This window comes from Citrobacter amalonaticus, from assembly GCF_002918555.1.
Classification (GTDB): domain Bacteria; phylum Pseudomonadota; class Gammaproteobacteria; order Enterobacterales; family Enterobacteriaceae; genus Citrobacter_C; species Citrobacter_C amalonaticus_A.
The window spans coordinates 849,500-872,559 of record NZ_PQMB01000003.1 but is presented as its reverse complement, the minus strand read 5'-3'; the positions used below and the strand labels follow the sequence as shown (position 1 = coordinate 872,559).

22 protein-coding genes, 3 tRNA genes and 1 pseudogene are annotated in these 23,060 nt (G+C 52.4%); 13 read left to right on the top strand and 13 right to left on the bottom strand.

Annotation, left to right across the window (positions count from 1 at the left end):
* Nucleotides 1-30 precede the first annotated feature (30 nt).
* The gene (locus tag C3432_RS16930) at nucleotides 31-507 is read left to right on the top strand and encodes an FxsA family protein (protein WP_103777703.1); all 477 of its coding nucleotides are present in this window, start codon (nucleotides 31-33) and stop codon (nucleotides 505-507) included.
* A gap of 20 nt (nucleotides 508-527) precedes the next feature.
* On the opposite strand, the gene yjeH is transcribed toward C3432_RS16930, so the two are convergent.
* The gene (gene yjeH / locus C3432_RS16925) at nucleotides 528-1,769 is read right to left on the bottom strand and encodes an L-methionine/branched-chain amino acid transporter (protein ID WP_103777702.1); all 1,242 of its coding nucleotides are present in this window, start codon (nucleotides 1,767-1,769) and stop codon (nucleotides 528-530) included.
* A gap of 274 nt (nucleotides 1,770-2,043) precedes the next feature.
* Here yjeH and C3432_RS16920 point away from each other — a divergent pair, with 274 nt between their 5' ends.
* The 3 genes from C3432_RS16920 (at nucleotide 2,044) to C3432_RS16910 (ending at nucleotide 4,641) form a co-directional block, all read left to right on the top strand.
* Nucleotides 2,044-2,337 (top strand): co-chaperone GroES, encoded by a 294-nt coding sequence (locus C3432_RS16920; protein ID WP_000027827.1) that lies wholly within the window; start codon nucleotides 2,044-2,046, stop codon nucleotides 2,335-2,337.
* Nucleotides 2,338-2,380: 43 nt separating this feature from the next.
* Nucleotides 2,381-4,027, top strand: a complete 1,647-nt coding sequence (gene groL / locus C3432_RS16915) for a chaperonin GroEL (protein ID WP_103777701.1) — start codon at nucleotides 2,381-2,383, stop codon at nucleotides 4,025-4,027.
* 260 nt (nucleotides 4,028-4,287) lie between these two features.
* Nucleotides 4,288-4,641 (top strand): DUF4156 domain-containing protein, encoded by a 354-nt coding sequence (locus tag C3432_RS16910; RefSeq protein WP_103777700.1) that lies wholly within the window; start codon nucleotides 4,288-4,290, stop codon nucleotides 4,639-4,641.
* A gap of 86 nt (nucleotides 4,642-4,727) precedes the next feature.
* Here C3432_RS16910 and yjeJ read toward each other — a convergent pair whose 3' ends face one another.
* Nucleotides 4,728-5,594, bottom strand: coding sequence for a YjeJ family protein (gene yjeJ / locus C3432_RS16905; protein ID WP_103777699.1), 867 nt, complete (start codon nucleotides 5,592-5,594; stop codon nucleotides 4,728-4,730).
* Nucleotides 5,595-6,144: 550 nt separating this feature from the next.
* Complete coding sequence (gene epmB, locus C3432_RS16895; protein WP_103777697.1) at nucleotides 6,145-7,173, bottom strand: EF-P beta-lysylation protein EpmB; 1,029 nt, start codon at nucleotides 7,171-7,173, stop codon at nucleotides 6,145-6,147.
* A 41-nt stretch (nucleotides 7,174-7,214) separates the two neighbouring features.
* Here epmB and efp point away from each other — a divergent pair, with 41 nt between their 5' ends.
* The 3 genes and pseudogenes from efp to ecnB all read left to right on the top strand — a co-directional run bounded on the left by efp (nucleotide 7,215) and on the right by ecnB (nucleotide 8,380).
* Nucleotides 7,215-7,781 carry an elongation factor P gene (gene efp, locus C3432_RS16890; RefSeq protein WP_042321361.1) on the top strand — a complete coding sequence of 189 codons (567 nt, stop codon included), beginning with the start codon at nucleotides 7,215-7,217 and terminating at the stop codon, nucleotides 7,779-7,781.
* A 223-nt stretch (nucleotides 7,782-8,004) separates the two neighbouring features.
* Nucleotides 8,005-8,126 (top strand): annotated as a pseudogene (locus C3432_RS16880) (Entericidin A).
* 107 nt (nucleotides 8,127-8,233) lie between these two features.
* Nucleotides 8,234-8,380: a lipoprotein toxin entericidin B gene (gene ecnB, locus C3432_RS16875; protein WP_032940256.1), complete on the top strand. Its 147-nt coding sequence runs from the start codon at nucleotides 8,234-8,236 to the stop codon at nucleotides 8,378-8,380.
* A gap of 34 nt (nucleotides 8,381-8,414) precedes the next feature.
* On the opposite strand, the gene C3432_RS16870 is transcribed toward ecnB, so the two are convergent.
* The gene (locus C3432_RS16870) at nucleotides 8,415-9,002 is read right to left on the bottom strand and encodes a helix-turn-helix transcriptional regulator (RefSeq protein ID WP_103777695.1); all 588 of its coding nucleotides are present in this window, start codon (nucleotides 9,000-9,002) and stop codon (nucleotides 8,415-8,417) included.
* Nucleotides 9,003-9,382: 380 nt separating this feature from the next.
* Between C3432_RS16870 and sugE the strand changes: the two genes are divergently transcribed.
* Nucleotides 9,383-9,700 carry a quaternary ammonium compound efflux SMR transporter SugE gene (gene sugE / locus C3432_RS16865; protein WP_103777694.1) on the top strand — a complete coding sequence of 106 codons (318 nt, stop codon included), beginning with the start codon at nucleotides 9,383-9,385 and terminating at the stop codon, nucleotides 9,698-9,700.
* On the opposite strand, the gene C3432_RS16860 is transcribed toward sugE, so the two are convergent.
* The 5 genes from C3432_RS16860 to frdA form a co-directional block, all read right to left on the bottom strand.
* Nucleotides 9,697-10,227, bottom strand: a complete 531-nt coding sequence (locus C3432_RS16860) for a lipocalin family protein (protein WP_103777693.1) — start codon at nucleotides 10,225-10,227, stop codon at nucleotides 9,697-9,699. The two genes, sugE and C3432_RS16860, sit on opposite strands and share 4 nt — an antisense overlap.
* 106 nt (nucleotides 10,228-10,333) lie before the next feature.
* Complete coding sequence (frdD, locus tag C3432_RS16855) at nucleotides 10,334-10,693, bottom strand: fumarate reductase subunit FrdD (RefSeq protein ID WP_103777692.1); 360 nt, start codon at nucleotides 10,691-10,693, stop codon at nucleotides 10,334-10,336.
* Nucleotides 10,694-10,703: 10 nt separating this feature from the next.
* Complete coding sequence (gene frdC / locus C3432_RS16850; RefSeq protein ID WP_103777691.1) at nucleotides 10,704-11,099, bottom strand: fumarate reductase subunit FrdC; 396 nt, start codon at nucleotides 11,097-11,099, stop codon at nucleotides 10,704-10,706.
* Nucleotides 11,100-11,109: 10 nt separating this feature from the next.
* Entirely contained in the window at nucleotides 11,110-11,844 is a 735-nt protein-coding gene (frdB, locus tag C3432_RS16845) for a fumarate reductase iron-sulfur protein (protein WP_103777690.1), read from the bottom strand.
* Complete coding sequence (gene frdA / locus C3432_RS16840) at nucleotides 11,844-13,628, bottom strand: fumarate reductase (quinol) flavoprotein subunit (RefSeq protein WP_103777689.1); 1,785 nt, start codon at nucleotides 13,626-13,628, stop codon at nucleotides 11,844-11,846. The genes frdB and frdA overlap by 1 nt, the downstream gene beginning before the upstream one ends.
* A gap of 334 nt (nucleotides 13,629-13,962) precedes the next feature.
* Between frdA and epmA the strand changes: the two genes are divergently transcribed.
* Nucleotides 13,963-14,940, top strand: a complete 978-nt coding sequence (epmA, locus tag C3432_RS16835; protein WP_103777688.1) for an elongation factor P--(R)-beta-lysine ligase — start codon at nucleotides 13,963-13,965, stop codon at nucleotides 14,938-14,940.
* Nucleotides 14,941-15,166: 226 nt separating this feature from the next.
* Here epmA and mscM read toward each other — a convergent pair whose 3' ends face one another.
* The 3 genes from mscM to rsgA all read right to left on the bottom strand — a co-directional run bounded on the left by mscM (nucleotide 15,167) and on the right by rsgA (nucleotide 20,695).
* Nucleotides 15,167-18,496 (bottom strand): miniconductance mechanosensitive channel MscM, encoded by a 3,330-nt coding sequence (gene mscM, locus C3432_RS16830; protein WP_103777889.1) that lies wholly within the window; start codon nucleotides 18,494-18,496, stop codon nucleotides 15,167-15,169.
* Between the two features lie 67 nt (nucleotides 18,497-18,563).
* Nucleotides 18,564-19,547 carry an archaetidylserine decarboxylase gene (gene asd / locus C3432_RS16825; protein WP_103777687.1) on the bottom strand — a complete coding sequence of 328 codons (984 nt, stop codon included), beginning with the start codon at nucleotides 19,545-19,547 and terminating at the stop codon, nucleotides 18,564-18,566.
* A gap of 95 nt (nucleotides 19,548-19,642) precedes the next feature.
* The gene (gene rsgA, locus C3432_RS16820) at nucleotides 19,643-20,695 is read right to left on the bottom strand and encodes a small ribosomal subunit biogenesis GTPase RsgA (RefSeq protein ID WP_181012937.1); all 1,053 of its coding nucleotides are present in this window, start codon (nucleotides 20,693-20,695) and stop codon (nucleotides 19,643-19,645) included.
* A gap of 106 nt (nucleotides 20,696-20,801) precedes the next feature.
* On the opposite strand from rsgA, the gene orn reads away from it, so the two are divergent.
* Nucleotides 20,802-21,347, top strand: coding sequence for an oligoribonuclease (orn, locus tag C3432_RS16815; protein ID WP_103777685.1), 546 nt, complete (start codon nucleotides 20,802-20,804; stop codon nucleotides 21,345-21,347).
* Between the two features lie 38 nt (nucleotides 21,348-21,385).
* On the opposite strand, the gene C3432_RS16810 is transcribed toward orn, so the two are convergent.
* Complete coding sequence (locus tag C3432_RS16810; protein WP_103777684.1) at nucleotides 21,386-22,126, bottom strand: arginine ABC transporter substrate-binding protein; 741 nt, start codon at nucleotides 22,124-22,126, stop codon at nucleotides 21,386-21,388.
* A 329-nt stretch (nucleotides 22,127-22,455) separates the two neighbouring features.
* Between C3432_RS16810 and C3432_RS16805 the strand changes: the two genes are divergently transcribed.
* From C3432_RS16805 to C3432_RS16795, 3 genes are all read left to right on the top strand, one after another.
* Nucleotides 22,456-22,531, top strand: a tRNA-Gly gene (locus tag C3432_RS16805).
* A 68-nt stretch (nucleotides 22,532-22,599) separates the two neighbouring features.
* Nucleotides 22,600-22,675, top strand: a tRNA-Gly gene (locus C3432_RS16800).
* Between the two features lie 74 nt (nucleotides 22,676-22,749).
* Nucleotides 22,750-22,825: transfer RNA gene (locus C3432_RS16795), tRNA-Gly, on the top strand.
* The last annotated feature ends 235 nt before the right edge of the window (nucleotides 22,826-23,060 follow it).

The following is a 23,060-nucleotide window of genomic DNA, read 5'->3' as shown; positions in this document are numbered from 1 at the left end:
GATATCACGGGGTCATTTAAGGAGAATCCTTTGCGCTGGGTACCGTTACTTGCTGTCTTTCTCTATGTTTACATTGAGATTTCTATTTTTATCCAGGTTGCCCATGTTTTGGGCGTCCTGATGACCCTGCTGCTGGTGATCTTCACCTCGGTTATCGGGATGTCGCTGGTTCGTAACCAGGGATTTAAGAACTTTTTACTGATGCAACAGAAAATGGCGGCAGGTGAAAGCCCCGCGGCTGAGATGATTAAGAGTGTGTCATTGATCATTGCTGGTCTGCTGCTGCTGCTGCCGGGATTTTTTACCGATTTCCTCGGTCTTCTTCTTTTATTACCTCCGGTGCAGAAGCATCTGACGATGAAGCTGCTGCCGCATCTGCGATTCTCCCGGATGCCGGGAGGCGGTTTTAGCGCCGGAACGGGGGGCGGAGAGACCTTTGACGGTGAATTCCAGCGCAAAGATGACGATCGTAACAGTATTGAACATAAAGACGATCGCAGGGATTAATGCCGGCAGGCCGGATAGCGCTAACGCTTATTCGGCCTGCGGGGTAAAAACAACCACAGCACCGCCAGCATAACCAGCGCATACAGGCTCTTCCAGCCAACCATCGCCAGCAACAGCAGGCACAGCAAACCGCCAATTATTGCCAGCACGCGATAGCGTCCTTTCAGCAAACGACATCCCGCCAGCATGCACAGCAGATAGATCATAATAAAAATGCCGTTGGCGTAGACAATCAGCGCATCAAGATTGATTTCAAGCGCGTAAATCCCCAGTGTACTGACGACGCAGCAGCCCAGTACGGCGTTGAGGGCGTTGCGGGGGATATGGCGTGAAGAGAGCTGCGCCAGGTAGTGGTCCGGTTTGTACTGCGCCTGGGACCACACCAGACGGGCAAAGCTCTGGATATAAATGTTCAGACTGGCAAAACAGGCCAGATAGCCAATCACACAGGCTACCCATAGCGCCTGGACGCCGAACAGCTTAACCACGATTTCCGGCAGTGATGCCGCTGCTGCCATAGTTTCACCGTAAGCGTCAAAATGCAGCACCACGACGGTACAACCCCAGTAGACGGAACCCGCCAGTAGCAAACCAATCATGAGTGCGCGGGGAAAATCGCGTTCGGGATTTTTGAATTCTGATGCCAGATGGGCGAAAGCCTCTAGACCGACAAAGCACCAGAACATCACTGACAGCGCAGAGAACAACCCGGAGATTGCAATATCGCCTGGCGCGGGAAAGGGGATTTCTGCCGGTTTAAGATCGCCCGCCCACCAGATGGCAATAATGAGCGCGACGATCAATCCGGCAATCACCGTTTGCAGGTTAGCACTGGAACTGGCGCCGCGGGAGCCGATAAACCAGACCAGCGCCAGCGTTCCAAGCTCCGCCAGAAGAAGCTGCCAGCCGTGCCAGCCGAACATCGCCTGACCGAATCCGGCGGCAATGTGCAGTGCTGCCGGGAGGCCGACAGGGATAACCGACAAAAACAGCCAGCCGGTGATCCGCTCCAGATGAGAACCAAACGCCATGCCGACAAAATGCGCCACCCCGCCTGCGCTGGGGTAGTGGCGACCCAGCAGGGCGAACACAATCGCTACCGGAAAAACCAACACGATAAGAACCGGCCAGGCCCACAGGCTATTGTTGCCTGCGACCAGGGCGGCCAATGCTGGAACGGCAAACACGCCGGTTCCTAATAATGATGTTGATAACAGGCCAATGCCCTGAGCCAGTCCCAGCTCTTGTTTCAGTCCACTCATGAGTTGTTATCCGGTTTCGCCTGAGAATCAGGCCACTGCGCAGATTTTCGATGTTACCACAATCGGATTTGCTTATGATGGCTCACCCGAAATTGGGGGGAAATGTGATGTCAGTAGGCTTTTTACAGGATTTTTGGCTGATGCGATTTTTTTTTCGCATTGCCCCTTGAAGGGGCAAAACCTCACCCCCATCTCTCTGGTCACTAGCCGGGAAACCGTTTACGGGCCGGCGTCACCCATAACTGATAAAGACTTTCTCAAAGGAGAGCTATCAATGAGTATTCGTCCGTTACATGATCGTGTGATCGTCAAGCGTAAAGAAGTTGAATCTAAATCTGCTGGCGGCATCGTTCTGACCGGTTCCGCAGCGGGTAAATCAACTCGTGGCGAAATCATCGCTGTCGGTAAGGGTCGCATCCTGGATAACGGTACTGTGCAGCCGCTGGATGTTAAGGTTGGCGACATCGTTATTTTTAACGATGGCTATGGTGTGAAATCTGAGAAGATCGACAATGAAGAAGTGTTGATCATGTCTGAAAGTGACATTCTGGCAATTGTTGAAGCGTAATCCGCGAACGACACTGAACATACGAATTTAAGGGAAAGAGAAAATGGCAGCTAAAGACGTAAAATTCGGTAACGACGCTCGTGTGAAAATGCTGCGCGGCGTAAACGTACTGGCAGATGCAGTGAAAGTTACCCTCGGTCCGAAAGGCCGTAACGTAGTTCTGGATAAATCTTTCGGTGCACCGACTATCACTAAAGATGGTGTTTCCGTAGCACGTGAAATCGAGCTGGAAGATAAGTTCGAAAACATGGGCGCGCAGATGGTGAAAGAAGTTGCCTCTAAAGCGAACGACGCGGCAGGCGACGGTACCACCACCGCGACCGTGCTGGCTCAGTCCATCATCACCGAAGGCCTGAAAGCCGTTGCTGCGGGTATGAACCCGATGGATCTGAAACGTGGTATCGACAAAGCTGTCGCTGCTGCGGTTGAAGAACTGAAAACCCTGTCCGTACCATGCTCCGACTCTAAAGCGATTGCTCAGGTTGGTACCATCTCCGCTAACTCTGACGAAACCGTAGGTAAACTGATCGCTGAAGCGATGGATAAAGTCGGTAAAGAAGGTGTGATCACCGTTGAAGACGGTACCGGTTTGCAGGACGAACTGGACGTGGTTGAAGGTATGCAGTTTGACCGCGGTTATCTGTCTCCTTACTTCATCAACAAGCCGGAAACTGGCGCAGTAGAGCTGGAAAGCCCGTTCATCCTGCTGGCTGATAAGAAAATCTCCAACATTCGCGAAATGCTGCCGGTTCTGGAAGCCGTTGCGAAAGCTGGCAAACCGCTGCTGATCATCGCTGAAGATGTTGAAGGCGAAGCGCTGGCTACCCTGGTGGTTAACACCATGCGTGGCATCGTGAAAGTGGCTGCGGTTAAAGCTCCGGGCTTCGGCGATCGTCGTAAAGCAATGCTGCAGGATATCGCTACTCTGACCGGTGGTACCGTTATCTCTGAAGAGATCGGTATGGAACTGGAAAAAGCGACCCTGGAAGATCTGGGTCAGGCGAAACGCGTTGTAATCAACAAAGACACCACCACCATCATCGATGGCGTGGGTGAAGAAGCGGCAATTCAGGGGCGTGTGACTCAGATTCGCCAGCAGATTGAAGAAGCCACTTCTGACTACGATCGTGAAAAACTGCAGGAGCGCGTAGCGAAACTGGCAGGCGGCGTTGCAGTCATTAAAGTTGGTGCTGCTACCGAAGTTGAGATGAAAGAGAAGAAAGCACGCGTTGAAGACGCCCTGCACGCAACCCGTGCTGCGGTAGAAGAAGGCGTGGTTGCTGGCGGTGGCGTGGCGCTGATTCGCGTAGCGTCTAAGATTGCCGACCTGAAAGGTCAGAACGAAGACCAGAACGTGGGTATCAAAGTTGCGCTGCGCGCAATGGAGTCTCCGCTGCGTCAGATCGTGCTGAACTGCGGCGAAGAGCCGTCTGTTGTGGCTAACACCGTTAAAGCTGGCGACGGCAACTACGGTTATAACGCTGCGACCGAAGAGTACGGCAACATGATCGACATGGGTATCCTGGATCCGACTAAAGTTACCCGTTCTGCTCTGCAGTACGCGGCGTCTGTTGCTGGCCTGATGATCACCACCGAGTGCATGGTTACCGATCTGCCGAAAGGCGATGCGCCTGACTTAGGTGCTGCTGGCGGTATGGGCGGCATGGGTGGAATGGGCGGCATGATGTAATTTAATCTTCATACTTCAGGCCGCAGATGCGTTGACTGCGTTTCTTCACCCTGGTCACTACTGATGTAAGCGACCGGGGATGAATGAGGGATACGAACTTGTCGCCTTCCTGTAACTTGAATTATTCGATTAAATAAGCATCTCGCAAAAAATGAGAAACCCCCAGGCAGAAATGTCCGGGGGTTTTTCTTTTGGTCATCTTTCTAGTATAAGATTCAGATACGGACAAAACGTCCAGCTCATTGATTATGGGGAATAACATGCACGTGAAATATTTAGCAGGGATCGTTGGTGCCGCGCTACTGATGGCGGGTTGTAGCTCCAGCAACGAACTGAGCGCGGCTGGACAGAGCGTTCGTTTTGTTGAAGAGAAGCCCGGCGCCGAATGCCAGCTGGTTGGTACGGCGACCGGTAAGCAGAGCAACTGGCTTTCTGGTCAACATGGCGAAGAGGGTGGCTCTATGCGCGGTGCGGCAAATGATCTGCGTAATCAGGCTGCGGCGATGGGCGGCAACGTGATCTACGGTGTGAGCAGCCCAACACAGGGTATGTTATCCAGCTTTGTCCCGACCGCCAGCGAGATGATTGGTCAGGTTTATAAGTGCCCTAACTGATAACTGCTGTTGTCGGATAATGGTGACGCTAAGGTGACTTATCAGGCCTGTTGGTCTGATGAGCGTAGCGTCACCGGAGAAGTACATTATGGCTGTAGTACAGCCGTTTTTGCGGATTGAACGCGCAAATGATGCAGAGCGTGCAGGCACTGATCCTGAGTCAGCTTGGGCGCTTTATCTGTGGCTAACGTCCTGACAAATACCTGACACGGTACACCGGTCAGCTTTTTCAATCGTGGACTGAAATCGAGCAAACGACGTGAAATGGCTTCAGCCTCATTGCTGCCGGATGGTGTTCGCGTTTTAACAACAGCGCCGCTGAAATGTTCTTTACCGGATTCATCCGTAAAGCGATACACCATAGCCAGGTAGTGGGTAAAAAGATTGTGCTTCCACTCGGGTTGCGTGTAAGAGTCGAATTCCAGATTACCGTTGTCCTGGCAATCAGCATCATATAATGGCAGAAAATCCAGGAGCGACGTAATACGCTGTACCAGTTCACGCATCCCCGCATTATCGAACGCTCGAATAATTGCGCGAACAAGAACTTCAATCTGTAGTTCATTAATAATCAATTCGCATACATTGCCATCATGTAATGTGAAAGAAAATGTCAGATTTTCGGTCTGCTTATCGATGAAAGATAATACATTCACCCGACGATTTATATCCGCATTTCTGAGCTCATCTTCCTGAATAAGTGGAATATTTTCATGCATTTTTTCGCTGGCTATATCACGCGATTTTTCATATTGCTGACGTTCTTCTGCATTGAGTTGCTGTTTTTGATGGAGTCGACTTTCCAGTGCGATAAGAAGATCCCTCAGCTCAAGCGCGGTCAGAAAGAATAATGACTCTTTATTTCCTGGCTCTTTTATCTTTAATGCCAGAGCGATAAATTCATTCGCTTTACGAATAATGCCAGTATTGATGCCTTTGATAGTAATAGTCATGCACGGTTCTCCCTAACCCATTATTTATCGGATAATTAATATTGAATTTGTTATATTAATGATGAATTTGCTGAGCGTGATTAAAATAACATAAACAGAAAGCCTTACTCCAGACAAGCAGCGTCCGAAATAATAATTTTTTATGCCAGACGGTTTTCCTCTATTGGTATCAATTAATTATCGATTGATTTTTTATTAAACGGATAATTTTGGACTATTTATTGAGCTATTTCTCAGTCGTTGCAATGAGATGTTGCAGGATGAAATCATCATCTACCCGTGTTGTGAGAGGGGGGACTGGCATTACCTGGCCATTTTGCGTTTCCCGCAGAGTGACCAGATGAATGGCGTCCAGTTCAGGGCGTGACGGCGACCCAGAACCCGATTTCCCTTTTATCCCCGCCATACTTCAAGTTGCAGGTACGTTGGCGTTGTTACTCGGCCTTCGGCCTCGCCCCTTCCGGGCCAGCGCAAGCGCTGTTCAAAACGACTACGCGATTTGTCCTGCAACCCGAATTATTCAGGATATATAACCATCCAGGTCATAACATTAGTTCTGGCGTAGCTGTAAATCGAGCGGTGTTTTACTTGGCTCCCCGCCAATTTCTCGTGCCAGTTTAGGCACCATATAGCCGGACACCAGCGTTAGCAGCTCGCGCATAATCTGACGAGCTTCATCATCGCTCACCATGAAATGCGCCGCTCCCTGAACTTTATCCAGCACGTGCAGATAATAGGGCATCACACCTGCGTCAAACAGCGCATTGCTGAGATCTGCCAGCGTTTGCGCATTGTCGTTAACCCCGCGTAACAGCACGCTCTGGTTAAGCAGCGTGACGCCAGCTTTCCGCAGTTTCCCCATCGCCTGACGGAACGTCTCGTCAACCTCCCTGGCGTGGTTGATATGGTTTACCAGCAGAATTTGCAGGGAAGAGTGTGCAAAGCGGTCGGTCAGCGCATCGGTGATCCGCGCAGGGATGACGATTGGCAGGCGACTGTGAATACGCAGGCGTTTGATGTGTCCAATAGCCTCAAGTTGCGTAAGCAGCCAGTCGAGTTCACGATCTTTCGCCATAAGCGGATCCCCCCCGGAGAAAATGATCTCGTCCAGTTCCGGATGCCCGGCAATATAGTCCAGTGCGACCTGCCAGTTACGCTTATTGCCCTGATTTTCCGCATAAGGGAAATGGCGACGGAAGCAGTAGCGACAATTAACCGCACAGCCGCCTTTTACCAGTAGTAGCGCACGGTTGCGGTATTTATGCAGCAATCCGGGTACGACGCTGTGCTGCTCTTCCAGCGGATCGGTGGAGAAACCGGTCGCGGAAACGAATTCGTCCTGCGAAGTAAGTACTTGACGCAGAAGCGGATCGTCAGGATTTCCTTTCTCCATGCGGGCAATGAAAGCACGGGGTACGCGCAGGGCGAAGAGGCGTTTTGCATCGCGTCCGGCCAACAGTTTTTCATCTGCGTCTATATTCAAAAGATGCAGAAGTTCATCGGGATCGGTCACAACATCGGCAAGTTGCACTAACCAATCTTCTCTGGATGGGGTATTTAGGGTTACAATATGCGCCATTTTGTGGCTTAGCTACCAGTTAACAATTTTCAGAGGGCCTTATGGCAACGTACTATAGCAACGATTTTCGTGCTGGTCTTAAAATCATGTTGGACGGCGAACCTTACGCGGTTGAAGCCAGTGAATTCGTTAAACCAGGTAAAGGTCAGGCTTTTGCGCGCGTTAAGCTGCGCCGCCTGCTGACCGGTACCCGCGTTGAGAAAACTTTCAAATCCACCGATTCCGCTGAAGGCGCAGACGTTGTCGATATGAACCTGACTTACCTGTACAACGACGGTGAGTTCTGGCATTTCATGAACAACGAAACCTTTGAACAGCTGTCTGCAGATGCAAAAGCCATTGGCGATAGCGAAAAATGGCTGCTGGACCAGGCTGAGTGTATCGTAACGCTGTGGAATGGTCAGCCGATCTCCGTGACGCCGCCGAACTTTGTGGAGCTGGAAATCGTTGATACCGATCCAGGTCTGAAAGGTGATACCGCAGGTACTGGCGGTAAGCCGGCGACGCTGTCGACTGGTGCAGTGGTTAAAGTTCCGCTGTTCGTACAGATTGGCGAAGTGATCAAAGTGGATACGCGTTCTGGCGAGTACGTATCCCGCGTTAAATAATCCACTTTATTCTGCAGGCTGCCTCTTTGTTGGCTGCTCTCTGAAACCCCTGTCGCAGAGTTATCTGTGCTGTGGGGATCGTATGAGAGGCATCTTTGCCCCTTGCCTGGGGAGCCTGCGGCTGTACAAGTTCGTTTGCCGTCGCGACGCCGCTTGAATGATTTTGTGGACGTAGTAAATGAGGTGCAGCGTTTTGCTGCGCCATCACGTTTCCAGGGCAGGAATGATGAAACGTCTTCCCGGCCTTGTAACTCTTCTCCTTCTCACCACAACGTTGCTGGCGGGCTGTAACACCGCACGTGGCTTAAACATCCTGGTAACTCCATTTCTCACGCAGCCAGCTGACCGCTTCCCGTTGTCTTAAATTTCGTCGAACTCCCGTCAATTTTCGGGATTTTGTCTATGCTTAAGTTGCTATACACAAACAACATTGGTTAGAAAAGGAAGACGTTATGATTAAGAAAACAATTGCTGCGATCTTTTCTGTTTTAGTGCTTTCCTCAGTATTGACGGCGTGTAATACCACTCGTGGTGTGGGGGAAGACATCTCCGACGGCGGTAACGCTATCTCGGGCGCGGCAACTAAAGCTCAGCAGTAATAAAGTTAACGGTACGACGGAAACGGTCGTGCCGTTAGTTTTTCTGCTCAGGTATAGCCAGAAAGGGGGAGAAACGATTATCCATATGCAATTTCACCCGAATATTCCGCTTGTAGGTGTAAACCGTTTTTCCGCGAATACCCAGCGCGCTGGCGATAGCATTATTGCTTGCACCTTCCATCCATAATGTCAGTACATTCTCTTCCTGCGGCGTCAGCAACGGTGTGGTGGTGATCGGTGCTTCTGATATCTGACTGGTATACAACGCATCATGGATACTCAGCGCCAGCTCGTGCAGGGTTACCTGTTTTGATAACGTTGCATGAACAGGATAGTGCGGCTGGCTTTCTGTGCCTCCCGATTGCAGTAATATCAATGAGCCTGAACTGTTGGCCATAAAGAACGGGGCGATTTGCTGAAGTGACCATGCATCGCGGAGAAAACCATACAGATCGGCGATAACCAGATGCGGTTTCCATTGCGATATATGTTCTTTCGCCAGCAAGAGATTATTGAGCCCGGCAACCATAAATGTAGAGTTAAACAACTCAGAATGATTAAGCCAGGCCTCTATTCCGATACGAGTAAAGTGGCAACGGTCAATCACTAAAATTTTCAACATAGATTTTTCGCATTCAGAGGTAAGGCTAACGACTTCCCGATTTCAGAAAGCTTCTCATCATAGAGAACTCGGATGAGTGCTGAATGCGCAAAGTACGCAGCGAATTACATCTAATTCTGCTCTTAGCCGGGCGGAGACAAAAAAGTTGAAATTCACTTTCTTTCAGGCAAAAATACTTTTCCAACGACCAGCTTTGCAGGACGACCTGTAAACCCTAAATAATTCGAGTTGCAGGAAGGCGGCGACACAGCGAATCCCCAGGAGCGTACACGAGTACGTGACTGGGGTGAGCGAGGAAAGCCAACACACCTGCAACTTGAAGTATGACGGGTATAAACGCTTCTTTCACCGGGGACGGCCCCATTTCTCCGGAGCCTGATATGTCCTGGATAATCTTGTTAATTGCGGGTTTGCTCGAAGTTGTTTGGGCCGTGGGTCTGAAATATACCCATGGGTTTAGCCGCCTGACGCCCAGCGTCATTACCATTGCAGCGATGATTGTCAGCATGGCGATGTTGTCATGGGCGATGAAAACGCTGCCTGTCGGCACCGCCTATGCGGTCTGGACGGGGATCGGTGCGGTAGGCGCGGCGATTACCGGTATCCTGCTGCTCGGCGAGTCAGCCAACCCGATGCGTATTGCCAGCCTTGCCCTGATCGTGGCAGGGATCATCGGGTTGAAGCTCAGCACGCATTAATGGGGCTGTTCCACCCAGATTAGTTTACTGATATCAAAGCCTTCCCGGGTCGCGACGGCCAGCATCTGCTGCTTTATTTCATCAGAAATGGTCGGCGTGCGTGAGAGTATCCACAGGTAATCGCGATCCGGGCCGCAGACCAGCGCGTGACGATACTCTCTGTCGAGCGCAATGATGTTATATCCGCCATAGAAGGGGCCGAAGAATGAAACCTTGAGCGCTGCACGGCCGGGGTCGCCGGTAAAATAGGCCTTCCCTTCACTTTTCTGCCACATTTCCCTGTCCGGGTTATAGCCTTTGTTGACCACGTTCAGTCCGCCGTCGTCCCGCTGACTATAGGTTGCGGTGACTTTTTCCAGTCCGCGCTCGAAACGATGATCAAACCGCGCAATTTCATACCAGGTACCGAGATAACGTTTCGCATCAAAGTTATTCACGACGGTAACGCCCTTAGGCGGTGTGGGAGTGCTACAGGCAACGACCAGAAACGCTGCGGTGACGGCGGCAACGATGGGAAGCAGGCGCATAATATTTTCCTTAGGTTTTTTACCTAAGTGTAGAGCCTTGCGGGGAAAATAAGAGGTGGAAGAGAAAAAACGCCCTCTCATTCGAAAAATAAGAGGGCGTATACCGTTATACCGTAAGGATACCGATCACGGTTACAACGGTCAGGATCGCCGCCAGGCCATAGAAGACCCACTTGCCAGCCGGCACGTGAATTTTCAGGTCATGCATCGCGTGGTGCATACGGTGTAAGCCACACCACAGCGGCAGAACGATCATCAGGAACAGGAACGCACGGCCAATGAAGCTCTGGGCAAACGCCAGCACGCGTTCATAGCTCAGGGCATCGCCGGGGAAAAGTCCCAGTGGCAGCATAATGCCAACCAACAGAACCATGACCGGCGCAACGATCGCGCCCCACATACCACCTGCACCGAACAGGCCCCAGAATACGGGTTCGTCAGAGCGTTTTGGATTTGGATTAATCATCCCGGACTCCTTACCAGTACAGGGCAACATACAGAATGACTACGGTCGCAACCGCAGTAACCACCCAGAGACCTTTGATAATTGGCTCCGGACCCATTTTTTCGTCTTTTACAATAATGTTCGCTGCTTTTGGCGCCAGTTCAAACCAGGTTTTGGTGTGCAGAATTGCTGCCGCCAGGGCGATCAGGTTGAGGATCACCACCACCGGATTTTGCAGGAAGTCGACGAACCCCATCCAGGATTCCGCGCCGTGCTTGAGCGCGAAAAGGCCGAAAATCAGCTCAATGCTGAACCAGACAGCCGGAACCGCTGTGCCTTCGCGCAGCATGTAAAAGCGATAAAACGGCAGTTTTTTCCACCAGGTGGACGTCATTGGCCGCACATAGGGTTTGCGTTTAGTCGTCATGTTGCACTCCTTAGCGTGGTTTCAGGGTGGCGATAAGAAAGTCTTTCGAGCTTTCCACTTTACCCTGTTGAATGGCCGCAGCCGGATCGACGTGTTTCGGACAGACTTCGGAGCAGTAGCCCACAAAAGTACAGGTCCATACGCCGTTCGGACTGTTCAACTGCGCCATACGCTCTTTCTTACCGTGGTCACGGCTATCTTCGTTGTAACGATGCGCCAGCGTAATCGCAGCCGGACCGATGAACTCAGGGTTCAGGCCGAACTGCGGGCAGGCGGCATAGCACAGACCACAGTTGATGCAACCAGAGAACTGGTGATACTTCGCCATTTGCGCTGGAGTCTGGGTATTTGGACCCTGATCCGGCGTGCGCGAGTTGCCGATAATGTATGGTTTGATCGCTTCCAGGCTTTCGATAAAGTGCGTCATGTCGACAACCAAATCGCGCTCAATCGGGAAATTCCCAAGGGCTTCAACCTTCATACCCTGGGTGTATTCACGCAGGAAGGTTTTACACGCCAGTTTTGGCACATTGTTGACCATCATGCCGCAAGAGCCGCAGATCGCCATACGGCAGGACCAGCGATAGCTCAGGTCTGGCGCCAGGTTATCTTTGATGTAGCCCAACGCATCCAGGAGAGACGTTGTTTCATCATAAGGCACTTCGTAGAAAGCACTGTGCGGCGCGGTGTCGGTTTCCGGATTGTAGCGCACCACCTCAACTTTCAGCTTTTTCATCTCAGACATTACGCCTTCTCCTTCTTCTCGGCAGCTTCCGCTTCACCACCGTAAACACGTTTTGCTGGTGGCAGAGTTGTGATCTTCACGTCGCTGTATTCCAGGCGGGTCGCGCCATCAGCATCGCGGAAGGCGAGGGTGTGTTTGAGGAAGTTGACGTCATCACGCTCGGTGCAGCCTTCGTCCAGACGCTGGTGCGCACCGCGTGATTCCTTACGTGCCAGCGCAGAGTGCGCCATACATTCAGCCACGTTCAGACCATGACCCAGCTCGATGGTGTACAGCAGGTCGGTATTAAAGACGCTGGAAGTATCGGTGATACGGACGCGTTTGAAGCGTTCCTGTAGCTCAGCCAGCTTATCCACGGTTTTCTGCATGAGTTCCGGCGTACGGTAGATACCGCAACCTTCTTCCATAGAGATACCCATTTCGTCGCGGATTTTTGCCCAGTTCTCGTTACCTTCCTGATTAACCAGGTCTTTCAGACGTTGTTCAACGCCGGCAACTTGTGCGTCCAGTGCGGCATCGTTAGCCGTACCGGCTGTCGCCGCACGCTCCATCGCCTGTTCACCAGCCAGACGGCCAAAGACCACCAGTTCGGCCAGTGAGTTAGACCCCAGACGGTTAGCGCCGTGCAGACCCACAGAAGAGCACTCGCCAACGGCGAACAGACCTTTTATACGGGTTTCGCAGCTCTGATCGGTTTCGATACCGCCCATGGTGTAGTGCGCGGTCGGACGTACCGGGATCGGCTCTTTCACCGGATCGACACCCACATAGGCTTTCGCCAGCTCGCAGATAAACGGTAAACGTTCGAGCAGTTTTTTCTCGCCCAGGTGACGCAGGTCAAGGTGAACCACATCGCCACGCGGTGTGGAAATGGTGTTGCCTTTGCGCCACTCATGCCAGAACGCCTGAGAAACTTTGTCGCGCGGACCCAGTTCCATATATTTGTTCTTCGGCTCGCCCAGCGGAGTTTCCGGACCCATGCCGTAATCCTGCAGGTAGCGGTAGCCATCTTTGTTGACCAGAATGCCGCCTTCACCACGGCAGCCTTCGGTCATCAGGATACCGGAACCCGGCAGACCGGTTGGGTGATACTGAACGAATTCCATATCACGCAGTGGAACGCCGTGGCTCAGCGCCATGCCCATGCCGTCACCGGTGACGATGCCGCCGTTGGTGTTGTAGCGATACACGCGGCCTGCGCCGCCGGTTGCCATGACCACGGCATTCGCGCGGATCTGCACCAGAGTGCCTTCCATCATGTTCATCGCCACCAGACCACGAGCATGACCATCATCGACCAGGATATCCAGGACGAAATGCTCATCAAAGCGTTGGATTTGTGGGAACTGCAGGGAGGTCTGGAACAGGGTATGCAGCATATGGAAGCCGGTTTTATCCGCAGCAAACCAGGTACGCTCAATTTTCATACCGCCGAAGCGACGTACGTTGACGCTGCCGTCCGGACGACGACTCCACGGACAGCCCCATTGCTCCAGTTGGGTCATTTCAGTTGGACAGTGGTGGACAAAGTAATCCACGACATCCTGTTCACATAGCCAGTCTCCACCCGCTACCGTATCGTGAAAATGGTAGTCGAAGCTGTCATGATCCTGAGCGACAGCGGCTGAACCCCCTTCGGCAGCAACGGTGTGGCTGCGCATTGGGTACACTTTTGAGATTAGTGCGATTTTAGCGTTTGGATTTGCCTGCGCGGCAGCTATTGCAGCACGTAATCCCGCGCCACCGGCGCCAATTATGGCAAGATCGGCATGAAAGGTTTGCACGACATTCCTCCAGATTGTTGTTATTCCGTAACCTCGCCAGTCAGACGAAGAGCCTGAAAGCGGCGGGCTGCGAATGCGATTCCACTGCTCCTTTATAGGTACAACAGTATAGTCTGAGGGATGTTGGGGAAATTTGACGTGTTCGATTTTTTTAGCGTATCACAGGCCTGAATTATCATGGATTTTGATTAATTTAATTACTAAACCATTGAACCGCAGTTTTTTAACTACCCAGATCACACTATTTATTCCCGTGTTATTCCCGTGCAAAATTTGTCTCTCTGAATCGATACGAGTAGACTTCGTGCCCTTGTCTTAAATCGGAGAAAGTATCATGAGCGAAACGGCAACCTGGCAGCCGAGCGCGTCCATCCCTAACCTGTTAAAACGTGCGGCAATTATGACGGAGATCCGTCGTTTCTTTGCCGACCGTGGAGTGCTGGAGGTTGAGACGCCTTGCATGAGCCAGGCGACGGTTACGGATATCCATCTGTTCCCGTTCGAAACGCGTTTCGTCGGCCCCGGCCACTCACAGGGAATGAGCCTCTGGTTAATGACCAGCCCGGAGTACCACATGAAGCGCCTGTTGGCGGCGGGGTGTGGGCCTGTCTATCAACTGTGTCGTAGTTTCCGTAATGAAGAGATGGGACGTCATCACAACCCGGAATTCACCATGCTCGAATGGTATCGCCCACATTACGACATGTACCGGCTGATGAATGAAGTTGACGATCTGCTACAGCAGGTTCTCGAATGTCCGGCTGCGGAAAGCCTCTCTTATCAGCAGGCTTTCCAGCGTCATCTGGAGATTGACCCGCTGTCTGTTGACAAAGCGCAACTGCGAGAAGTGGCGGCGAAGCTGGATCTCAGTAACATTGCCGATACCGAAGAAGACAGGGATACTCTGCTGCAGCTGTTGTTTACCGTGGGCGTAGAGCCGCATATCGGTAAAGAGAAGCCCGCGTTTGTTTACCACTTTCCGGCAAGTCAGGCCTCGCTGGCGCAAATCAGTACCGAAGATCACCGCGTCGCGGAACGCTTTGAGGTTTACTATAAAGGTATTGAGCTGGCGAATGGTTTCCACGAGCTGACCGATGCCCGTGAGCAACAACAGCGCTTCGAACAGGATAACCGTAAACGCGCTGCGCGTGGTTTACCGCAACACCCGATTGACAATAACCTTCTTGACGCGCTGAAAGCCGGTATGCCGGATTGCTCTGGGGTGGCGTTAGGCGTCGATCGGCTGGTGATGCTGGCGCTGGGAGCGGAACAGATTGCGGATGTGATGGCCTTCACGGTCGATCGCGCCTGATAATACCGTGCAGTAGCAGCGTTAAAAACGCTACCGCACACGACTTTGTTCAGGCATTTCTGGATATATCACTCAGAGCCGGGTGGGTCAGGCTCTGAGTGATATATGGAAGAATGATTATTCAAAAAATAAGACCATTGGTGGCAGAATCTGTTTTTTATCAGCGCTTCTGCCTTTTTGGTTATGGCGGTTTATTCTTCGCTATCTGATGTGTTCACTCTCAAAATTACAAACTGCCCGCCTTACGTCCGCGTCCGGCGGAGGTGAGCGTCCTTCCCGCAGGTGTTTTCGTTCCACCCAGACTCTCCAGGCGCATCTGGAACGGTGGGAACGGCATATCGATACCGTGCTCATGGAAGCCCGCCAGAATCAACTGGTGGATTTCATGGCGCAGCGGCATACGGTGTCCCATCTCCGCGGCGTAGATACGCAGCTCGAAGATTTGAATCCCCTGTTGCAGATCCACCAGGAAGACCTCGGGGGCCGGATTGTCGATCACCAGCGAGCAGCGGCGCGCAGCGGTAAGCAGAATTTGCGTCACCTCTTCGCTATTGGCATCGGACGGCGCCGGGATGGTCAGCACCACACGTGTAACCGAATCCGACAGCGACCAGTTGATAAACTGCTCGGTGATAAAGGCTTTGTTCGGCACGATAATCTCTTTGCGGTCCCAGTCGCTGATGGTGGTGGCGCGGGTGTTGATTTTGGTCACGCTGCCGGTGAGATCGCGAATGGTTACCGTGTCGCCAATACGAATCGGTTTTTCAAACAGAATGATCAGGCCCGATATAAAGTTGGCGAAAATCTCCTGTAAGCCAAAGCCCAGACCAACACCGAGCGCGGCGACCAGCCATTGTAACTTCGCCCACTCAATACCAATCATCGAGAAGCCGACCAGCCCGCCAATTAACATCAGCAGGTATTTGGTAATGGTGGTGATGGCGTAACCGGTACCTGGCGTCAGATCCAGGTGCTGTAATAGCGCGAGTTCCAGTAATGCCGGCAGATTACGCACCAGCTGTGTGGTGATGATAAACACCAGAATGGCGATCAGCACAGCCCCCAGTGTTATCGGCTCCAGACTCTCCACGCCCTGAACTGTGGAAGTGACATCCCACAACGAGATATTCTCCAGGAAGCCAAAAGCAGAATGAATTTCTGACCAGAGCACAATGACCGACAGCAGGGCGATGAGCATCAGAATAGAGCGTACCAGACGCAGCGACTGTGCGCTGATTGCGTCGAGATCCACCTCGCTCTCATCCACTTCAATTGCCCCTTCCGGACTGCTTGAGTGGTGTACTTCCTCTTCGCCACGTGCTCGCTGCGCCAGCATCTCAGCCCGGCGGTGCTTCGCGCGGTCGAACGCCAGCCTGCGCCGCTGTATCAGCATCCAGCGGCGTATTACGTGGTAAATCACCAGCAACAGGAACCAGATGGCGACGGAGGTCTCCAGACGCGCGAGTAGCGCCTGTGACGTGGCCAGATAGCCCACGGCGGCAGCCAGAATCGCGACCAGCGGCGCGCCGATCATCAGGTTCCACAGCATACGGTTAACGATGTTGTCGCCGCCGCCCTCTTTATCGAGATACAGCGGAATACCTGCTCTTTTGAGACTCAGCGTAACCAGCGCTAATGCACCTGAAATCAGGATAAAACAGAGGCGACCGAGCGAGCCGGAGAATTCCCGATCGTTGAGATTGTCGAACATGATGAGCGCCATAATCAGCGGTACGATAAGACCGATGCTCATCAGGTAATAGCGCATTGCCCGCGTGACGCGTTCACGCGGCCAGCCAAAGTGGGCGATAAACAGGCCATTCGGGCGGGCAAAGGCGGCACAAATCATCACCACCCAAAGCAGAGGGACCGTCGCCGTTACGCCATCACCAATCGCGACGGCCAGTGGGTAAGGCCAGGCTTCACGCAATCCGTAGCCGAGCGTCATCCACAAAACGGGAAGCGGCGAGGCGACGAGAATTGACCAGAAGACCGTACGCAGCGTCAGCCAGAAGTGATCCTGAGTGACCTTACCAACCCGGGCGGCCGAGCGCTCCAGGAAACGAGTGAAGTATCTGCGGGAATAGATGCTGAACCCGACCAGTATCAGCGCGGCGAACAACGGCAAAATGGTCTCTCTGCTGGTCAGCATCATCACGCTGGCTTTGCCTAACTGACTGAACGTATCAAGCGAAATCAGGCGGCGCAGATCCTGGACGATTTCCAGCGGCCAGGAGAAGGACATCGGACGAATGTCGGAAGTCCAGAACAGATAGCGGTGGGTGGCTTCGTTGACCTCTTTGAGCGCGTCTTCCAGTTGGCTGTTAGACACTTTCAGCTTGGTCAATTCGAGAATCAACGTGTCGCCGCCTTGCAGCAGGGAATTCAGTAGCTCACGCTGCGTACGCAGCTGTGCTTCCAGAATACGGTTTTGCTCAGCGGTGAGCGGCTGACCGTCAGCCTGGTGAATCTGACGCAGCTGCGGCTGCTTGTTGAGTTGGTCTTCATAACGCAGGCGCTGGACGCGCAGCTGCGCCATTTCTGTATCCAGCTGTTGCGGCTTTGGCATTTCCGGCAGTCGCGAGACCTGCGCGCGCAGCGCCTCGCCCAACAGATTGGAGGAGCCCAGCCACTGCGACTGTTCACGCAGGGTGTTCAGCGCCTGGCGAACCTGCAATGTCTGGCTGGCCGCCTGACGCTGCTGGGATGCCACCAGATCCATACGCTGAGCCTGCTGGTTAAGTGCCGCTGAAAGTTCGCGGTTTACGGTGAACTGCCCGACGATATCCGGTGGAAGGTCGGCGCTGCTTTCTGCCAGCAGTTCCGTACTTTCCAGCGCCCGTTCGGCTTCCAGCTGGCGCTGACTGTTCAGTTGATTACGTAATGCCTGTAGATATGCGTCAAGCTGCTGGCTCTGTTTTTCCGCCAGCTCTGAACGCATACGCGCCAGCTCCTGACGGTTGTTGGCTGAAAGCTGTGCCAGCTCCAGCTCATCCACTTGCGCTTTCAGCCTGGCGGACTCCGCCTGCATACTGATATTTTGCGCCTGATTCAGCGCTGAATTACCCGTGGAGGTACCGAGACGGCGTTCAATTTCGTTAAGCTGGCGTCGGGCATCGGTTTGCTGCTGCGGAAGCTGGCTTAGAGAGTCGGCAATCTCCCGGGCGCGTTCCTGTTCCTGCTGCGCCTGACGCGTTTTATCCAGCAATTGGCTGCTGACCTGGAGAATCTCCTGGTTCAGCGTATCGGTGGACATGCCGGGAGAGACGCTACGCGGTTCATCACGCAGGTTGCTCAACTGCGAGCGCAGAGAAGCGGACATTTTTGGGAAATTGTCGATAACCTGCTGATATTGTTCGATGCGCTCAAGGGAACCTTTGCGTTCCTCGAGCGCATTCAGTGCAGACTGGAGTGCCTCAATGGTCTCCGGCTGAGCGGGCTTTGCCGCTTTTGCCTGCTCCAGTTCCTGGGCGATTTGTTTGGCGTCGGGGGCCGTCGCAGCGTACGCCCCCAGGCTGAGGCACCAGGCCATCAGGAAAGTTATAATCAGGCGCACAACAGTATCCTTCATACCAATTACCTTTCAGCCGTTTTGAAGCCACCAGAAGGGTTTTTAGTATGTATTAGATTTCGTCTTTTTTGTCATCAACCAGTTTGTTATCAACCAGCGGGTTGGCATCGTGTTCGGCTTTGATCTCTTCTTCAGGCAACGGAGCGGGTTCCGCTTCAGACACCACAAATGTTTCGGTAGAGATAGCCAGCGGCTGGCCAATTTTAGTCACTGACAGGCTTTGTAATTCTTCGACCAGATTGACTTTGCCCGGTGCAAACAGGTTGATAACCGTTGAACCCAGCTTGAAGCGGCCCATTTCCTGACCTTTCAGCAGGGCGACTGAGCCTTCTGCTTCGCCTGCAGGCCAGGTCCAGCGCTTGATGATGCCCTCACGCGGCGGCGTGATGGTGCCCGCCCATACGGTTTCGATGCTGCCAACGATGGTCGCGCCCACCAGAATTTGCGCCATTGGGCCAAATTCAGTATCAAACAGGCAGATAACGCGTTCGTTGCGGGCAAACAGATTCGGCACGTTCTGCGCCGTCAGGTGATTGACGGAGAACAGATCGCCAGGCACATAGATCATCTCGCGCAGAATGCCGTTACATGGCATATGTACGCGGTGATAGTCACGCGGCGAGAGATAGGTGGTGGCAAATGAACCGTTACGGAACAGATCTGCCATCAGGTAGTTTCCTGCCAGCAGCGCTTCCAGACTGTAGTTGTGCCCCTTTGCCTGCAGGATTTTATCTTCTTCGATTTTCCCAAGCTGGCTAATCACGCCGTCAGCGGGCATCACCAGTACGTTCGGATCGGTATTCACCGGACGGACGTCGTCGCGCAGTGGGCGAACGAAGAAATCGTTAAAAGTGCGATAGCTGGCGGTATCCGGCTTCTGCGCCTCTTTCATATCAACCTTGTAGTACTTCACGAACAGGTCGATAACCAGTTTAGTTAACCATCCCGCTCGCTTTCTCGCGCCCCAGCCCGCCAGGCGAGTGAGCCATAGTTTTGGCAGAATGTATTGTAGCGAAAGTTTGAATGAGTTTAACAAGGTAGCCTCCAGGCCATTGTTCTGTCGTTCCTGATCCGGCGTTCATGCCGGATCCTGAAAAAAGGGGACGATTCTAACGACGCTTAGCTTAGTTGTCAGTCATCCGTATCAGAAAAGTTTTTACGCGTTTTTACCTGCGACATCGTTTCAAGAATACGGTGATAATTTTCGAAACGGGTTTCCGCAATTTTTCCATTCTCTACCGCTTCACGGATGGCGCAGCCAGGGTCGGTGTCATGCTTACAGTCGCGGTATTTGCAGTGCCCTAAATAGTCATGAAATTCGACAAAGCCCTGGGTGATTTGTTCCGGCTCAAGATGCCACAGGCCGAACTCGCGTACGCCCGGTGAGTCAATCACATCGCCGCCGTGTGGGAAATGGTACAGCCGCGCTGCGGTGGTGGTGTGCTGGCCAAGACCAGAGTTATCAGAGACATCGTTGGTGAGAATTTCTTCCCTCAGGCCCAGCAGCGCATTCAGCAAGCTGGATTTGCCCACGCCGGACTGTCCGGCAAAGATGCTGATACGGTCAGTCAGCGCCTCCTCCAGCGGCTTCAGGCCATCCTGCGTGTGGCTGGAAACCATCAACACGCGGTAGCCAATATTGCGGTAGATATCCATTTGCTCGTTAACAAATGCCATTCCTTCGTCGTCCAGTAGATCGATTTTGTTGAGGACGACAATAGGCTCAACCTGTAAGGTTTCGCAGGCAACCAGGTAGCGATCGATAATATTAAGCGATAGCTCCGGCAAAATGGCAGAGACAATGACGATTTGGTCAATGTTGGCGGCGATAGGTTTCACGCCATCATAAAAATCCGGGCGCGTCAGTACCGATGTCCTGTCGTGGACCGCTTCGACGATGCCCTTAACGTTGACCCCAACGGCCGCGGCTTTGCCTGGACGCCAGACCACGCGGTCGCCGGTCACCAGCGAGCGGATTGTGCGGCGGATATTGCAGCGGTGAATATCGCCATCGGCAGATTCAACGTCGGCATGCATGCCAAAACGGCTGATGACAATACCTTCAGCGGTTTCGCCAAACAGGTTGTCATCGTAGTCGGGCTTCTCCTTAGACGTTTTAAGACGACGCTGGTGATTCGCGTTCACGCGGCGCTGCTGGCCTTTGGAGAGTTTATTTTTACTCAATCGTACTGGCTCCTGGTCGCCCATTACGGGCAAAACATCTATGATACACACAATTTTAAATGAAAGTAGTCACACCGAATGTGACGTATGAAGGGTGGAAAATAGCATGAGTGCGAATGAAAACAACCTGATTTGGATCGATCTTGAGATGACCGGTCTGGATCCCGAGCGCGATCGCATAATTGAAATCGCTACGCTGGTCACCGATGCCAACCTGAATATTCTGGCAGAAGGGCCAACCATCGCCGTACATCAGTCGGATGAACAGCTGGCATTAATGGACGACTGGAACGTACGTACACATACCGGGAGTGGGCTGGTGGAGCGCGTGAAAGCAAGCACGATGGGCGATCGTGAAGCCGAGCTGGCAACCATTGCATTTCTGAAAGAGTGGGTGCCTGCGGGTAAATCGCCGATTTGTGGGAACAGTATCGGCCAGGACCGTCGCTTCCTGTTCAAATACATGCCGGAGCTGGAAGCATATTTCCACTACCGCTATCTGGATGTGAGTACTCTGAAAGAGCTGGCACGTCGCTGGAAGCCGGAAATTCTGGATGGTTTTACCAAACAGGGAACGCACCAGGCGATGGATGATATTCGCGAATCGGTGGCTGAACTGGCCTGGTATCGCGAGAATTTTATTAAGCTGTAATGGGGGCCGGGGCGCTAATATCGCGGCCCGGCGCTGAATTACTGCGTGAACCACTTTTCCTGCATCTGCGCATATTTCGGCGAGGCTTTCACCTTGTCGAGCGCAGCGTTGATCTCCTGCAACAGTGCGTCATTGCCTTTACGTACCGCAATCCCTAATCCTTTGCCGTAGTACTCAGGATCTTTGGCGCGCTCGTCCATGATGGCGTAATCCGGATTGTTTTTGAGCCATTTTCCAATTGCTGCAACGTCGCCAAAAACCCCCTCAAGACGGTTGCTTTTCAGATCAGTAAAGGCGTTCAGGTAGCTGTCATAGGCGACTGGCGTGATCTCTTTTTGTTTATCCTGTAAATAACGCTGGTGGGTGGTACCGTTTTCCAGACCGACTTTTTTCCCTTTCAGATCGGCGAAGCTGTGGTAAGCGCCTTTGCGGGTGACTACCACGGCAGAGAGCCCTTCATAGTATGGCTGGCTGAAAGAGACCTGCTGTTCACGCGTGGGCGTCATATCCATACCGGCAATCACCGCATCAAACTTCTTGAAGCGAAGGCCGGGAATAAGGCTATCAAAACTCTGGTTAGTGAACGCACACTCCGCCTTCATTTCCTGGCAGACCGCGTTGGCGACGTCAATGTCAAAACCGACGATGTGATTATCTGCATCCACGAATTCATACGGCGCGTAGGTGGCGGAGGTGCCAAAATGCAAGGTTCTGGCGGATGCGGAAGCGGCGTGAATGGAGAGGCTGGCTAATAGCATGAAGAGAAAACTTTTTTTCATCTTTTTCCCTGATATTGATTGTTGTGTAGTGGGTTTCCTGAGACACCGTGCTATTCTTTTGTTCGCGCAAAGCGTCATCCTGATGATGTGCTTTCAGGCGGCGTGTGAAAAGTTTTTTGTTGTATTGCCCACTCTTTGCTCATTTTTGGTCGTGTTTGGTGATTAAATCAGCACTCGAACAAAAATCACGAAAAAATGCGTTTGAGGGCTTGCAGCTAAACGGATTTCTCGTATAATGCGCCTCCCGTAACGACGCAGAAATGTGAATTACGGCAGCAACAAATTTAATCGCAGGATTTCGGATAACGCATTCGAAAGACGAAGATTAAGCGGGAATAGCTCAGTTGGTAGAGCACGACCTTGCCAAGGTCGGGGTCGCGAGTTCGAGTCTCGTTTCCCGCTCCAAATTTGATAGCAGTACCAGACACCCAATCGCAGACTTTCAGATAGCTTTTCTGAAAGACAAAGATTAAGCGGGAATAGCTCAGTTGGTAGAGCACGACCTTGCCAAGGTCGGGGTCGCGAGTTCGAGTCTCGTTTCCCGCTCCAAATTTGAAAGTATCAGCAGATACGCACCACCCAATCACAGGCTTTCAGAGAGCTTTCTGAAAGACGAAGATTAAGCGGGAATAGCTCAGTTGGTAGAGCACGACCTTGCCAAGGTCGGGGTCGCGAGTTCGAGTCTCGTTTCCCGCTCCAGATTCTTACCCTCATAAAATTATCCACAAACAATTATCGCGCTGTGGCTCTTTTGTTTCGCCTGTGACACACTTTTGTGAACAAACTTATCCACAGGACGGGGCAAAAATCCTGGAAGGCAAGAAACTTCGCCTGGTGAAGGGTATCGTTGTAAATAACTGAATTTTAATGATTAAATATCATTTCAATTTGTTAACGCGATCACTTGACGAATTTTTCCCTCTTGAATCGCAAT

Bases quoted from the DNA above. Each gene is read 5' to 3' on its own strand.
- yjeH (WP_103777702.1), bottom strand. From the start codon at position 1,769: ATGAGTGGACTGAAACAAGAGCTGGGACTGGCTCAGGGCATTGGCCTG.
- C3432_RS16920 (WP_000027827.1), top strand. From the start codon at position 2,044: ATGAGTATTCGTCCGTTACATGATCGTGTGATCGTCAAGCGTAAAGAA.
- groL (WP_103777701.1), top strand. From the start codon at position 2,381: ATGGCAGCTAAAGACGTAAAATTCGGTAACGACGCTCGTGTGAAAATG.
- C3432_RS16910 (WP_103777700.1), top strand. From the start codon at position 4,288: ATGCACGTGAAATATTTAGCAGGGATCGTTGGTGCCGCGCTACTGATG.
- yjeJ (WP_103777699.1), bottom strand. From the start codon at position 5,594: ATGACTATTACTATCAAAGGCATCAATACTGGCATTATTCGTAAAGCG.
- epmB (WP_103777697.1), bottom strand. From the start codon at position 7,173: ATGGCGCATATTGTAACCCTAAATACCCCATCCAGAGAAGATTGGTTA.
- efp (WP_042321361.1), top strand. From the start codon at position 7,215: ATGGCAACGTACTATAGCAACGATTTTCGTGCTGGTCTTAAAATCATG.
- ecnB (WP_032940256.1), top strand. From the start codon at position 8,234: ATGATTAAGAAAACAATTGCTGCGATCTTTTCTGTTTTAGTGCTTTCC.
- C3432_RS16870 (WP_103777695.1), bottom strand. From the start codon at position 9,002: ATGTTGAAAATTTTAGTGATTGACCGTTGCCACTTTACTCGTATCGGA.
- sugE (WP_103777694.1), top strand. From the start codon at position 9,383: ATGTCCTGGATAATCTTGTTAATTGCGGGTTTGCTCGAAGTTGTTTGG.
- C3432_RS16860 (WP_103777693.1), bottom strand. From the start codon at position 10,227: ATGCGCCTGCTTCCCATCGTTGCCGCCGTCACCGCAGCGTTTCTGGTC.
- frdD (WP_103777692.1), bottom strand. From the start codon at position 10,693: ATGATTAATCCAAATCCAAAACGCTCTGACGAACCCGTATTCTGGGGC.
- frdC (WP_103777691.1), bottom strand. From the start codon at position 11,099: ATGACGACTAAACGCAAACCCTATGTGCGGCCAATGACGTCCACCTGG.
- frdB (WP_103777690.1), bottom strand. From the start codon at position 11,844: ATGTCTGAGATGAAAAAGCTGAAAGTTGAGGTGGTGCGCTACAATCCG.
- epmA (WP_103777688.1), top strand. From the start codon at position 13,963: ATGAGCGAAACGGCAACCTGGCAGCCGAGCGCGTCCATCCCTAACCTG.
- orn (WP_103777685.1), top strand. From the start codon at position 20,802: ATGAGTGCGAATGAAAACAACCTGATTTGGATCGATCTTGAGATGACC.
- C3432_RS16810 (WP_103777684.1), bottom strand. From the start codon at position 22,126: ATGAAAAAAAGTTTTCTCTTCATGCTATTAGCCAGCCTCTCCATTCAC.